Raw genomic sequence first — 12,604 nt, 5'->3', positions numbered from 1 at the left:
GCCGTCGACGCGCCCGCCGCCGCGCCGCAACCCGAGCCCGCGCTGCCCGTCAGCGACCTCGCGGGCGCGCAGGAGACCGCCGCCCGGCTCTCCGAATGGCTCCGGCTGCACTTCGAGGAACCGGAGCTGCTGCGCAGGCTCGGCGGCGGCGACCGGCTCGGCGTGCTGCTCAGCGGACCGCCCGGGGCGGGCAAGGCCACCCTGGCGCGGTCGGTGGCGGCCGCGGTCGGCGCCGAGCGCGTCGAGCGCACCGCGCCCCGCGTCGCCGCCCTCGAATCCCGTTCCGCCGCCCAGCGCCTGCAGAGCTCGCTGGACCGCGCCACCGGCATCGCCGCGGGTGGCCGCGACTGCGTGCTGCTGCTCACCGACGCCGACGGCCTGCTGCCCGCCGCCGAACCGCCGCCGCTGGCGACGGTCGCGCTCGACGCGCTGGACGCCGCGATGCGCACCGGGCGGCTCGCCGTCGTGGTGACCAGCGCCCAGCCGCAGTCCCTGGACCCGCGGCTGCGCGAAACCGGCCGGGTGGACCGGGAACTGACCATCGGGCTGCCGGACGCGGCGACCCGGGTGCAGCTGCTGCGAGTGCTGCTGCGCGGCACGCCGCTGGCCGCCGACGTGGAGCTCGGCGAGCTCGCCGAGCGGACCCCCGGTTTCGTCGTCGCCGACCTGCTGGCGCTGTGCCGCGAATCAGCGGTGCGAGCGGCGCTGCGCCACCGCGGTGGCGCGGACGGCGAACCGGCCCTCGCGCAGCAGGACCTCGTCGCCGCCCTGTCCTCCGTCCGGCCGCTGTCGATGTCCACATCGGACGATCTGCGCACCGGCGGGCTCACCCTGGACGACGTGGGCGACATGGTCGAGGTGAAGCAGTCGCTGACCGAGGCGGTGCTGTGGCCGCTGCGCTACCCGGACTCGTTCACCCGGCTCGGCGTGGAACCGCCGCGCGGCGTGCTGCTGTACGGGCCGCCGGGCTGCGGCAAGACCTTCCTGGTGCGGGCGCTCGCCGGCAGCGGGCGGCTCAACGTGCTGTCGGTCAAGGGCGCCGAGCTGATGGACAAGTTCGTCGGCGAATCCGAGCGGGCCGTGCGGGAACTGTTCCTGCGGGCCAAGAACGCGGCACCCGCCCTGGTCTTCCTCGACGAGGTGGACGCGCTGGCACCACGCCGCGGCCAGTCCGGCGACTCCGGGGTGGGCGATCGGGTGGTGGCGGCGCTGCTCACCGAACTCGACGGGGTCGAGCCGATGCGGGAGGTCGTGGTGCTCGGCGCCACCAACCGCCCGGAGCTGATCGACCCGGCGCTGCTGCGGCCCGGCAGGCTGGAGCGGCTGGTGCACGTGCCGCCGCCGGACGGGGCGGCGCGGGCGGAGATCCTGCGCGCCGCGGCGCGGAACACGCCGCTGGCGTCCGATGTGGACCTGGCGGCGGTGGCGGCGGAGCTGGACGGCTACTCGGCGGCGGACTGCGCGGCGCTGGTGCGGGAATCGGCGCTGAGCGCGATGCGCGAATCGCTCAGCGCCACCGAGGTGACGGCCGCGCACCTGGCGGCCGCCCGCCGCGCGGTGCGCCCCTCGCTGGACCCGGCTCAGCTGGCGTCCCTGGCGGCCTACGCCGAGCGCCGCGGCTGACGCGGCACGGCCCGCCGGGGAGGGCGGGCCGTGCTCCGCGCGCTACTTGCCCTTCGGCATGCCCTGGTAGTCGTTCGTGATGATCGCTATGACGCCGGGGCTCGCGGGGGCGAGGCCGTCGAAGCGCGGTTCGGCGCGGGCCTGGAACGCGGCGGCGATCTCCTTCGCCTGCGCCTCCTCCGGCGTGCCCGGCCGGTAGTACACCGTGGTGGTGGGGATGACGCCCTGCGAGTAGTTGCCGACCTCCGGCACCTCGTAGCCGGCGCCGCGGAACTCGTCCGCGGCCCGGTGCGCCAAGCCCTTGATGGTGCTGTTGTTGTAGACCCGCACCACGATCCGCTGCCGCTGGTGGTCCGAGCCGGTCGAGTCCGACCCCGGCGAGTCCGGGCGCGGCTGGTTCGCGGGCGGCACCTGCGGTTCCGGGTCGGGCGTCTGCGCGGGCGGTTCCTCCGCGGCGGGCGGCGGTTCGGCGGCCGACGAGGTGGGCGGCTGCGCGGCACTCGTCGGGGCGGGCGGCAGCGGCGGCAGCGGCGCCGAGGTCTGCTGCTGGTCCACCGGCGGCGCGGCCGCGTCGTCGTCGGACCCGCCGGAGACCAGCGTCGTCAGGCCGATCACGGCCGATAGCGCGCCCGCGCCGATGAGGGCGATACCGCCGATCTTCGCGGCGGACGGGCTGGTCGGGGGTTCCCCGGAAGTCATCAGTGCCACTCGATTCCCAGTCGGCGGGCCTGCCGGGCGCGCTGCCGACTCGCCCGCACCTTGCGCAAACGTTTGATCAGCATCGGATCGGCCCGGACGGCCGCCGGATCGTCCAGCAGATCGTTCAGCACCTGGTGGTACCGGGTGCCGGACATGTCGAACAGCTCGCGGATGGCCCGTTCCTTGCCGCCCGCGCCCTTCCACCACTGCCGCTCGAACGCGAGGATGCTCAGCTCGCGGTCGCCGAGCTCCTGCCCCGCCGCGGGCTCCGGAGCGTCCGAAGTGGACTCATCGGGGGGGATGCGCGGCAGCGGCTCGGTGGGCGGGTCGACCGCCCGCAGGTGCCTGCCGGACGCGGGTTCGCCCACCGCCGCGCGACCCTCGGTACGCGCCAGTTCCTCGCACTGCCGGGCTATCTCGTGCACGGTCAGCATCTGGGCGGCGTCCATCTGGCTCCTCGCGTCGCGATCCGGGGATCCCCGCGTTCGCCGAATCACACGGGTGTGATTCCGGGCCCATTACATCACGCGCGCCCGCCCGCCGTGCGCGGCCAACACGCCCTCCGCGGAGATCCGCGGGCACCTCGGCGAAGATCACTCCGACGGGCGGCGCCCAGCCGAGCGCAGCCACTCCCGAGGCGGTCCGGAGACGGCAACCGATACCCTCCGCCGCATGGCTGTTCACCCGATCCGCATCGTGGGCGACCCGGTGCTGCACCACCCCACGCGCCCCGTCGAGCGGTTCGACGACGCGCTGCGCACCCTCGTCGAGGACATGTTCGAGACGAACACCGCCGCGAACGGCGCCGGGCTGGCGGCCACCCAGATCGGCGTGGACCTGCGGGTCTTCGTCTACGACTGCCCCGACGACGAGGGGGTCCGGCACCGCGGCGTCGTGGTCAACCCGGTGCTGGAGACCAGCGAGATCCCGCAGACCATGCCCGACCCCGAGGACGACTGGGAGGGCTGCCTGTCCGTCCCCGGCGAAGCGTTCCCCACCGGCCGGGCGAGCTGGGCGAAGGTCACCGGCTTCGACGTGGACGGCGCGCCGGTCGAGGTGGAGGGCACCGGGTTCTTCGCCCGCTGCCTGCAGCACGAGACCGACCACCTGGACGGGCACCTCTACCTGACCCGGCTCGTCGGGCGGAACGCGCGGGCCGCGAAGAAGGCCGTCAAGCGCAACGGCTGGGGAGTCCCCGGCCTCTCCTGGGACCCGGCGGTCGAAGGCGATCCGTTCGCTGAGGAGGATTGAGCTCCTCCCGTTCCGCAGGGGGTGGGTGGCGGGTGGTCCTGTTGATCGGGTGGTCGTCAGCTCAGCGGCTTCGCCGCTGACAGGAAAGAGACGCGGACCCGTCGCGCGAGGTCGGGTCGGGTGGGGCCGGTCAGCGGGGGAAGGCCTCGGTTTCCAGGGTGACGGTGAACGGGGCGGGCAGGTCGAGCGGTTTGCCGAACGGGACCGAGTGCGATTCGCGGTAGGCCTCTCGCCGTCCGGCTCGGAGAACAGGGTGATCGTGGGCCAACGCGGCGCGAAGCGGTCGATGAGCAAGTAGAACGGGATGCCGGCCTGGGCGTACGCACGGAGCTTGGTCGTCCGGTCGGTGTCGGCATTGCTCTTCGAGGTGATCTCGACCGAGAGCAGCGCGTCCTCCCCCGGGAGCACGACCGCTGGAGTCATCCGCTCGCGGAGCACGACGAGGAGATCGGGCACCACGATCCGCGAGCTCGACGGCAGGGCGATGCCCTGGGTCTGCAGGACCTCCCAATCGTCGGGCAACGCCCGCACCAACGCCTTGTTCACGCGGCTGCCGATGAGGTCGTGGTTCTGGTCCGGCGGCGGGGACATCACGATCCTCTCTTCGATGATCTCCGCGCGCCAACCTTCGGGAAGATCGAGGCCGTTCCAGACCTCGACGAACGTCTCCCAGGACGATTCCTGGAGCACCGGGGCAGCACTCGCAGCGCGGTCACCTCCTGTGCCGGTGTTGTCACGCACCGCATCCTCCCGGTCTGACAAGGTTTCGTTTTCCCTGCTAGACAGCCTAGTGTCGATCAGCTTCGCCGTCACCGGCACGAACCGGGACTTGGCAGGGCGGCATCACGGGGCTAGCCTCGGCGCCGACAACTGATCGCGGGAGCTCGCACCGGAAGCGGGCTGAGAGGGCGGCTGGATCATCCGATCCGGGGCCGCCGACCGCCCGAACCTGACCGGATAATGCCGGCGTAGGGAGTGAACGGCCGTGGCCGACGTGCGTCCTGAACCGTCCTCTGTGGACTCCGATTCCCCTGGTGTGACCACCGGACCGATCAGCGGGTCCCGCAAGGTGCACCGCGAGGTCGGCGACCTGCGGGTGCCCGCCCGCCGCATCGAGCTCAGCAACGGCGAGCACCTCGACGTCTACGACACCTCCGGGCCCTACACCGACGACGCCGCCACCATCGACGTGCACGCGGGCCTGCCCCGCACCCGCGACGGCTGGCACCGCGAGCACCCCACCCAGCTGGCCGCCGCCAAGGCCGGGGTGATCACCCGCGAGATGGAGTTCGTCGCCGCCCGCGAGGACCTGCCCGCCGAGTTCGTCCGCGACGAGATCGCCCGCGGCCGCGCGGTGCTGCCCGCCAGCCACCGCCACCCCGAGAGCGAACCGATGATCATCGGGAAGAAGTTCCTGGTGAAGGTGAACGCGAACATCGGGAACTCCGCGGTGACCTCCTCGGTGCCCGAAGAGGTCGAGAAGATGGTGTGGGCCACTCGCTGGGGCGCCGACACGATCATGGACCTGTCCACCGGCAAGCGGATCCACGAGACCCGCGAGCGCATCCTGCGCAACTCGCCGGTGCCGGTCGGCACGGTGCCGATCTACCAGGCGCTGGAGAAGGTGAACGGCGACCCGGCGAAGCTCACCTGGGAGATCTACCGGGACACCGTGGTCGAGCAGTGCGAGCAGGGCGTGGACTACATGACCGTGCACGCCGGGGTGCTGCTGCGGTACGTGCCGCTGACCGCGCAGCGCGTCACCGGGATCGTCTCCCGCGGCGGTTCGATCATGGCCGCCTGGTGCCTGGCGCACCACCGGGAGAGCTTCCTGTACGAGCACTTCTCCGAGCTGTGCGAGATCCTCCGCGAGTACGACGTCACCTTCTCGCTCGGCGACGGGCTGCGGCCCGGCTCCATCGCCGACGCCAACGACCGCGCCCAGTTCGCCGAGCTGGAGACCCTCGGCGAGCTCACCGGGATCGCCCGGGCGCACGACGTGCAGGTGATGATCGAAGGCCCCGGGCACGTGCCGATGCACAAGATCGCGGAGAACGTGCGGCTGGAGGAGGAGCTGTGCGACGAGGCGCCGTTCTACACCCTCGGCCCGCTCACCACGGACATCGCGCCCGCCTACGACCACATCACCTCCGGCATCGGCGCGGCGATGATCGCGCAGGCCGGGACCGCGATGCTCTGCTACGTCACGCCCAAGGAGCACCTCGGGCTGCCGGACCGGGACGACGTGAAGACCGGCGTGATCACCTACAAGATCGCCGCGCACGCCGGTGACCTCGCCAAGGGGCATCCGCGGGCGCAGGAGTGGGACGACGCGCTGTCCCGGGCCCGCTTCGAGTTCCGCTGGACCGACCAGTTCAACCTGGCGCTCGACCCGGACACCGCGAAGGCGTACCACGACCAGACGCTGCCCGCAGAACCCGCGAAGACCGCGCACTTCTGCTCGATGTGCGGGCCGAAGTTCTGCTCCATGAAGATCACCCAGGACGTCCGCGACTACGCCAAGGAGCACGGCCTCACCAGCGTCGAGGCGATCGAGGAAGGCATGCGGGAGAAGTCCGAGGAGTTCACCGGTTCCGGCGGCGAGGTCTACCTCCCCATCGTGAGCTGATCGGGATGACGGACGCGGTGGGCGGCGCTCCGGTGTTTCGCATCGGCAGGTTCCGCACGGGCCGGATCGACGGCGGGACGGGGTCGTAGCATGGGCCGGATGCACGAGACACCCGGCCACCTGCGACGACCCGCGCACGACACGGCCCCGCCGACGGCGCTGACCATCGCCGGGTCGGACTCGGGCGGCAGCGCGGGGATGCACGCCGACCTGCGGGCGTTCTTCTCCTGCGGGGTGCACGGCATGACGGCCGTGACCGCGGTGACCGTGCAGAACACCGTCGGCGTCACCGGGCTGGTGGAGATCCCGCCGGAGACGGTCGCCGCGCAGATCGGCGCCGTCGCCACCGACATCGGGGTGGACGCGGCGAAGACCGGGGTGCTGTCCTCGGCCGCGACCATCGAAGCGGTGCTCGCCGCCTGCGACGAGCACGGCATCGGCCGCGGCCGGCGCACCCCGTTCGTCGTGGACCCGGTCGCCGCTTCCCGCAGCGGAGAACCGCTGCTGCGCCCGGACGCGCTGGACGCGCTGCGCGACGAGGCCTTCCCGCGGGCGACGCTGGTGACGCCGAACCTGGACGAGGTGCGGCTGCTCACCGGCATCGACGCGCGCAGCCGGGACGACCTGCTGGACGCGGCGAAGGCCGTGCACGACTTCGGACCGGACTGGGTGCTGATCAAGAGCGGGCACCTGCTGGACGACCCGGAGTGCGTGGACCTGCTGTTCGACGGCACCGACGCGATCCAGCTGCCCGGGCCGCGCTACTCGACGGTGCACACGCACGGGGCGGGCGACGTGTTCGCCTCCGCGATCACCGCGGCGCTGGCGAAGGGCGCGTCGATGCCGGACGCGGTCGCCGCGGGCAAGCGGTTCGTGACGCGCAGCGTGGAGCACGCCTACCCCCTCGGCGCCGGCGTCGGGCCGGTGTCGACGTTCTGGCGGGTGAGCCCGCGCTCGTTGTGAGCGGGGCGTCCCCGGCCGCCGGAGCGCGCTGGGTACCGTCGCCGTCGGAGCAGCCGCCCGCGGCACCCGCGGCCGCGAACGGCCCAGCGGACACGCCACGAACGGGCTTGAGATACCGAATCGGGTGATTTTCGCCCGCGCGGGTAACTCACAAGGCGGGTCACGTCGACATAGAGCGTGAGGCTCGCAGCCCCCGCCGCGCTCCCGAGCGACGGCGCCGCGTGCGCTGCGCCCGTCCCGCACAGGCAACGAGAACGTCAGGAGCGAAGCGCCGCCGTGGCAGCACCCGGGTGGACGACCATGAAGGACCGGCTCCTCGCCGGGCTCAACACCGAGGCCGGCGCCCCCGACCTCCGACGACGCCAGTACGCGATGGCGGTGCTGGTCACCGCGGTGGTCGCCACCGCCGTCGGCTGGCTGCTGGACCTGCGCACCCCCGCGCTCATCGGCGGGCTCACCGCGGTGTTCGCGCTGGTCGCCGCGGGCGGGCAATCGCTGCGCTCCGACCTGCACCGGTTCTCCTGGTTCGGACCGGCGCTGGTGCTGGTCGTGGCGGTGGGGCCGCTGCTCCGCGAGATCCCGGTGCTGGCCGGGCTGCTGGTGGCGGCCGTCGTGTTCGGCTCCGGCATGCTGCCCGCCCTCGGCGAGCAGTACCGGGTCAGCGGCCAGACCTTCGCCGCGGCCACCCTCGTGTCCACCACCACCGGCATCGGATCCGGCGAACCCGCCTGGATGCTGTTCCTGTCCACCGGGGCGGGTGCGGTGTTCGCCCTGGTGCTGCGGGTGCTCATCGGCATCGGCGATCCGACCCGCGCCACCCGGCACGCCGTGGCCCGGACCCTGCTCGAACCCGGGCCGGGCGTGCTGGAGATCGCCGCGAGCGCCTGGCGCGCCGACGGGTCGAGCACCTGGCTCGGGCAGGTCCTCGCCGGGGCGGCCCGGTTCCGCGCCGCCCGCGAAACGCTGCTCGCCCAAGCCCAGCGGGCCGACCGGATCGAAGCGGAACGGCTGCACCGCATCGTCGTCGAAGCGGACCTGGTCGCCGCCGAACTCGCCCGCGCGGTGCGCTCCCGCGCCTGCACCGGGCTGCCCGCGATGGCCCGCGTCGACCCGGCGCAGGCCGTCGTCGCCGCGGGCGGCAGGCAGGACCTGCCCGAAGCGGTGCGCGGCATGAACGAAGGGCTCGACCGGATCCGCGGCGCCGTCGTGCAGCGCACCGAGGTCGCGGCCAGCCCGCCCGCGCCCGGTGGCCGCCGCCAGCGCGCCATCGGCGGCGTCAAGGCGCACCTGTCGCTGCGGTCCTCGCTGTTCCGGCACGCGCTGCGCTGCACGCTGGCCGTCGCCGTCGGCATGGTGATCGTGCTGCTGCTGGACGACCCGTCCGCGTCCACGCTGCTGCTGGCGCTGTACGTGGTGCTGGCGCCCGCGGCGCGGGACAGCATGAACGGCGCGCTGGAGCGCACCGGCGGCGCGGTGCTCGGCGTGGTGGTGCTGGCCGCGCTGATCACCCTGCTGCCCGGGGTGTACCTGCTGGTGCCGGTGATCGTCGTCGGCATGCTGCTCGGGGTGGAGCGGCTGCGCACCGACTACCAGGTGCTGCTGAGCTCGCTGATCGCGGTGACCGTGATCGACCAGGCGATGCGGCTGGACCGGCCGCTCGCGAACATCGCGATCAGCTTCGCGTCCAACACGGCCGTCGGCGCGGCCATCGCGCTCGGCGTCGGCTACATCAGCTTCATCGTGCTGCCCAGCAGCATGGTGCCGGACGTGCGCGGGGCCATCCGCTCCACCGTGTGGTCGGTGTCCGAGCTGCTGCGCAGCGTGCGGGCCGCCGGGCAGGGCCACGAGGTGCGCGCCGCCATGCAATCCGCGCACGTGCTGGCGCTGCGGCGCACCCAGGACCTGCTGGGCATGCCCGCGCTGCTGGACGAACCGGACTCGGACGAGGACCCGCAGACCACGCGGGCCGCGGCGATCGCGCTGGACGCGCTGCGCCAGGACGTGGCGACGCTGGCGTTCCGGCCCGAGGGCGAACTCGCCGTGGCGGTGCCCGCGCTCAAGGCGGTGGACCAGCTGCTCAGCGGGCGGAGCAACCCGAAGATCCCGGACATCCAGTCCGCCGGGGCGCCCGCGACGGAACTGCTGGCCAGCTCGCTGGTGGAGAACGCGCTGCACGCGCGCTCGGCGATCGACCAGACCCTCGGCAACGAGCCGTGGAAGAGCTACACGATCAACTTCGTGCGGACCGAACGGCTCCGCATCCGCTGATCACCGGGTGACCGGCCCGCCCGCCCCGGCGGGCCGGTTCAGCCCGGCGGCCTGGTTCAGCCCGGCGGGCCGGTTCAGCCCGGCAAGCCGGTTCAGCCCAGCAGGCCGGGGCTGGAGGCCTTCGCCCAGAAGCGCTGCGGGATGCGTCCCGCGCCGACCGCGAGGCGGCCCGCTTCGACGGCGGCGCGCATCGCGGCGGCCATCCGCTCCGGGTCCTGGGCCCGGGTGACGGCGCTGGCCAGCAGCACCGCGTCGCAGCCCAGCTCCATCGCCAGCGCCGCGTCGGAGGCGGTGCCGATGCCCGCGTCGAGCACGACCGGCACCGACGCCCGGGACACGATCATCTCGATGTTGTGCGGGTTCCGGATGCCCAGCCCGGTGCCGATCGGCGAGCCCAGCGGCATCACCGCCGCGCAGCCCACGTCCTCCAGCCGCGTCGCCAGCACCGGGTCGTCGTTGGTGTAGGCCAGCACCACGAAGCCCTGGTCGACGAGCTGCTCGGCCGCGTCCAGCAGCTCCACCGGGTCCGGCAGCAGCGTGTCCTCGTCGGCCACCACCTCCAGCTTCACCCAGTTCGTCCCCAGCGCTTCCCTGGCGAGCTGCGCGGTGAGCACCGCCTCCGCCGCCGTGCGGCAGCCCGCGGTGTTCGGCAGCGCCTCGATGCCGAGCCGGTGCAGCAGGTCCAGCACGCCGGTGCGGCCCCCGGCGTCGGCGCGGCGCATCGCCACCGTGGTCAGCTCGGTGCCGGAGGCCAGCAGCGCCCGCTCCAGCACCGACAGGTTCGCCGCTCCCCCGGTCCCCGTGATCAGCCGGGAGCCGAACTCCCGGCCCGCGATCACCAGCGCGTCGTCCACGTCAGCCCCCCTGCACCGCGGTGAGCACTTCGACGGCCGCCCCGTCGCGGAGTTCCGTCACCTGCCAGTTCGCCCTGGGCACCACGGTCCCGTCCACGGCGACGGCGACGCCGCGCTCGGGCACGCCGAACTCGGCGAGCACCGCCGCCAGCGTCGCGTCCACCTGCACGGGACGTTCCGCCCCGTTGATCACCACTTGCACGGTCGACCTCCTCCGTCGCCTGCGGGAACCGGTCCGGCGACCGGTGGTTCGCGGCCCGACAGCTCCGCCAGCACCGCGTCCGCGGTGATCGGCGCGAGCAGGAACCCGTTGCGGTGGTGGCCGGTCGCGGCCAGCACCCCCGGCTCCAGTTCGCCGATCACCGGCAGGTTGTCGTGCGTGCCGGGCCGCAGCCCGGCGACGGCTTCGAGCAGCTCGTACTCGGCGATGCCCGGCAGCACTCGTTCCGCGTCGGCCAGCAGGTCGCGGACGCCGCCGGCGGTGACGGTCTCGTCGAACCCGGCGTCGTGCTGGGTGGCGCCGACGACGAGCCCGCCGTCGTCGCGCGGGACCAGGTAGACCTGCCTGCCGCGCACCGGGCCGCGCACGGTGCGCGCGGGCGGGGGCAACGCGGTGGGGCGCGCCCGCAGCCGCAGCACCTCGCCCTTGACCGGGCGGATCCGGCCGGTGAGCGCCGGGTGCAGCTCGCCGGAGCGGGCACCGGCGGCGATCACCGCGACGTCGCAGCGCAGGGTCCGCTCGGCGAGCTCCACCTCGCCCGGCCGCACCCGCCGCGCCGCCCCGGCGCGGAACCGGACGCCCGCCGCCTCCGCCGCGGCCCGCAGCGCGGCCAGCGCCAGCCGGTTGTCCACCGCCAGATCGCCGGGCACCTCCAGGCCGCGCCGCACCGCGGGCCCCAGCGAGGGTTCGAGACGGCGCACCTCCCGGCCGCCGAGCCGGGTGACGGTGCGCCCCAGCGAGGCGAGGTGGTCGGCGAGCATGTCCAGCTCGGCGCGGTCGGCACCGTCCACGCCGACCACCAGCGTGCCCTCCCGACGCAGCCCGGACGGCAGCCCGGACCCGCGGGCCAGCTCGGCGGCGAACGACGGCCAGCGGCGCAGCGACTCGGACCCGAGGTCCAGCAGTTCCTCTTCCCCCGGCGCGGCCTCGGCGACCGGGGCGAGCATCCCGCCCGCGACCCACGACGCACGCCGCTCCCCCGCATCGACGACCTCGACGCGGTGGCCCGCGCGCGCGGCCGTCCACGCGACGGAGAGACCGATGACCCCGCCACCGACGACGGTGACGGACGACTGCTGCTGCATCTGCGCTCCCTGCGCCGGCATGACCCGGATCAGGTTCGACGGTCGGGGCCTGCGCCCCCTCTCAGCCCGGATCCCGGGCTCCCGTGCCAACCACCACCACCGTACTCATCCGCCCGCGCGAGGTCAGCCGCCGCCCGGCCGCGGACTACCCTGGGGGCATGCCCGGATTGGACGGTTTCGGCATCCGCACGCGGCTCGCCGACGCACGGTTGTACCTCTGCACCGACGCGCGCGCGGAGCGGGGCGATCTGGCGGAGTTCGCCGACGCCGCGCTGTCCGGCGGCGTGGACGTCGTCCAGCTGCGGGACAAGGGGCCCGGCGGGGCGCCGCTGGAGGCGCGGCAGGAGCTGGCGGCGCTGGAGGTGCTCGCGGAGGCCTGCGTTCGGCACGGCGCGCTGCTGGCGGTGAACGACCGCGCGGACGTGGCGCTGGCCGCGGAGGCCGACGTGCTGCACCTGGGGCAGGACGACCTGCCGGTGGACGTGGCGCGGCGCATCGTCGGCGACGAGGTGGTGCTGGGGCGTTCCACGCACGACGTGGTGCAGGCGGACGCGGCCTCGACCGAACCGGGCGTGGACTACTTCTGCACCGGCCCGGTGTGGACGACGCCGACGAAACCGGGCCGGGAGGCGGCGGGCATCGAGCTGGTGCGCCACGCCGCGGAGCACCGCGGGCACGGGAGGCCGTGGTTCGCGATCGGCGGCGTCGGCCACGACAACCTCGCCGAGGTGGTCGCGGCGGGCGCGGAACGGATCGTGGTGGTCCGGGCCATCACCGAGGCCGAGGACCCGCGCGCCGCCGCCGAATCCCTCAAGGCCGGACTACCCACCTGACCACCGAACCGGCCCGGCCGGGTTCGCGACTCTTTCCCGTCAGCGGCGAAGCCGCTGAGCAGCGACCACAAGAGCAACCAGACCACCCGCGGGTTCTCAGCGGTTCCCTCGCGAGGACTTTTTTTTTGGGGGGGGGGGGGGGGGCCGGGGGTCATAAGACACCCCCCCGCGGGGGGCGG

Annotated in this window: 11 protein-coding genes, 1 pseudogene and 2 riboswitches; of the genes and pseudogenes, 6 read left to right on the top strand and 6 right to left on the bottom strand. The window is 73.9% G+C overall.

Going from position 1 to position 12,604, the window contains the following annotated elements; genetic code table 11:
* The coding region (locus tag LCD31_RS21050) for an AAA family ATPase (protein ID WP_224960470.1) at positions 1-1,623 on the top strand (1,623 nt) is incomplete at its 5' end.
* A gap of 42 nt (positions 1,624-1,665) precedes the next feature.
* Here LCD31_RS21050 and LCD31_RS21045 read toward each other — a convergent pair.
* Both LCD31_RS21045 and LCD31_RS21040 read right to left on the bottom strand, forming a co-directional pair.
* Complete coding sequence (locus LCD31_RS21045) at positions 1,666-2,322, bottom strand: LytR C-terminal domain-containing protein (RefSeq protein ID WP_224960469.1); 657 nt, start codon at positions 2,320-2,322, stop codon at positions 1,666-1,668.
* On the bottom strand, positions 2,322-2,624 hold the full coding sequence (locus tag LCD31_RS21040; RefSeq protein ID WP_374108124.1) for a DUF3263 domain-containing protein: 303 nt from the start codon (positions 2,622-2,624) through the stop codon (positions 2,322-2,324). Before LCD31_RS21040 ends, LCD31_RS21045 begins: the two co-directional genes overlap by 1 nt.
* A gap of 370 nt (positions 2,625-2,994) precedes the next feature.
* Here LCD31_RS21040 and LCD31_RS21035 point away from each other — a divergent pair, with 370 nt between their 5' ends.
* Positions 2,995-3,573 (top strand): peptide deformylase, encoded by a 579-nt coding sequence (locus tag LCD31_RS21035; protein ID WP_224960468.1) that lies wholly within the window; start codon positions 2,995-2,997, stop codon positions 3,571-3,573.
* 279 nt (positions 3,574-3,852) lie between these two features.
* On the opposite strand, the pseudogene LCD31_RS29805 reads toward LCD31_RS21035, so the two are convergent.
* A pseudogene (locus tag LCD31_RS29805) lies at positions 3,853-4,164 on the bottom strand (Uma2 family endonuclease); the annotation flags it as partial.
* A gap of 275 nt (positions 4,165-4,439) precedes the next feature.
* Positions 4,440-4,565, top strand: a riboswitch (TPP riboswitch).
* On the opposite strand from LCD31_RS29805, the gene thiC reads away from it, so the two are divergent.
* From thiC to LCD31_RS21015, 3 genes are all read left to right on the top strand, one after another.
* Positions 4,559-6,202 (top strand): phosphomethylpyrimidine synthase ThiC, encoded by a 1,644-nt coding sequence (gene thiC, locus LCD31_RS21025; protein WP_308011317.1) that lies wholly within the window; start codon positions 4,559-4,561, stop codon positions 6,200-6,202. (Overlaps the previous riboswitch by 7 nt.)
* A gap of 99 nt (positions 6,203-6,301) precedes the next feature.
* On the top strand, positions 6,302-7,165 hold the full coding sequence (gene thiD, locus LCD31_RS21020) for a bifunctional hydroxymethylpyrimidine kinase/phosphomethylpyrimidine kinase (RefSeq protein ID WP_224960466.1): 864 nt from the start codon (positions 6,302-6,304) through the stop codon (positions 7,163-7,165).
* A 300-nt stretch (positions 7,166-7,465) separates the two neighbouring features.
* Positions 7,466-9,433 carry an FUSC family protein gene (locus tag LCD31_RS21015; RefSeq protein ID WP_224960465.1) on the top strand — a complete coding sequence of 656 codons (1,968 nt, stop codon included), beginning with the start codon at positions 7,466-7,468 and terminating at the stop codon, positions 9,431-9,433.
* A gap of 92 nt (positions 9,434-9,525) precedes the next feature.
* Here LCD31_RS21015 and LCD31_RS21010 read toward each other — a convergent pair whose 3' ends face one another.
* From LCD31_RS21010 to thiO, 3 genes are all read right to left on the bottom strand, one after another.
* On the bottom strand, positions 9,526-10,287 hold the full coding sequence (locus LCD31_RS21010; protein ID WP_224960464.1) for a thiazole synthase: 762 nt from the start codon (positions 10,285-10,287) through the stop codon (positions 9,526-9,528).
* Position 10,288: 1 nt separating this feature from the next.
* Entirely contained in the window at positions 10,289-10,489 is a 201-nt protein-coding gene (gene thiS / locus LCD31_RS21005; protein WP_224960462.1) for a sulfur carrier protein ThiS, read from the bottom strand.
* Positions 10,477-11,592, bottom strand: coding sequence for a glycine oxidase ThiO (gene thiO, locus LCD31_RS21000; RefSeq protein WP_224960460.1), 1,116 nt, complete (start codon positions 11,590-11,592; stop codon positions 10,477-10,479). Before thiO ends, thiS begins: the two co-directional genes overlap by 13 nt.
* A riboswitch (TPP riboswitch) is annotated at positions 11,582-11,687 on the bottom strand. Its footprint overlaps the gene before it by 11 nt.
* Positions 11,688-11,750: 63 nt before the next feature.
* Between thiO and thiE the strand changes: the two genes are divergently transcribed.
* On the top strand, positions 11,751-12,425 hold the full coding sequence (gene thiE, locus LCD31_RS20995; RefSeq protein WP_224960458.1) for a thiamine phosphate synthase: 675 nt from the start codon (positions 11,751-11,753) through the stop codon (positions 12,423-12,425).
* Positions 12,426-12,604 lie beyond the last annotated feature (179 nt).

It is taken from the genome of Saccharopolyspora sp. 6M, from assembly GCF_020176775.1.
GTDB lineage: Bacteria > Actinomycetota > Actinomycetes > Mycobacteriales > Pseudonocardiaceae > Saccharopolyspora_C > Saccharopolyspora_C gregorii.
Note: the sequence above shows the minus strand (reverse complement) of the source record. Positions and strands in the feature narration are given on the sequence as shown.

What these genes read in the sequence shown, in the direction of transcription:
- LCD31_RS21045 (WP_224960469.1), bottom strand. Translation starts at nt 2,322, where the DNA reads ATGACTTCCGGGGAACCCCCGACCAGCCCGTCCGCCGCGAAGATCGGC.
- LCD31_RS21035 (WP_224960468.1), top strand. Translation starts at nt 2,995, where the DNA reads ATGGCTGTTCACCCGATCCGCATCGTGGGCGACCCGGTGCTGCACCAC.
- thiD (WP_224960466.1), top strand. Translation starts at nt 6,302, where the DNA reads ATGCACGAGACACCCGGCCACCTGCGACGACCCGCGCACGACACGGCC.
- LCD31_RS21015 (WP_224960465.1), top strand. Translation starts at nt 7,466, where the DNA reads ATGAAGGACCGGCTCCTCGCCGGGCTCAACACCGAGGCCGGCGCCCCC.
- thiO (WP_224960460.1), bottom strand. Translation starts at nt 11,592, where the DNA reads ATGCAGCAGCAGTCGTCCGTCACCGTCGTCGGTGGCGGGGTCATCGGT.
- thiE (WP_224960458.1), top strand. Translation starts at nt 11,751, where the DNA reads ATGCCCGGATTGGACGGTTTCGGCATCCGCACGCGGCTCGCCGACGCA.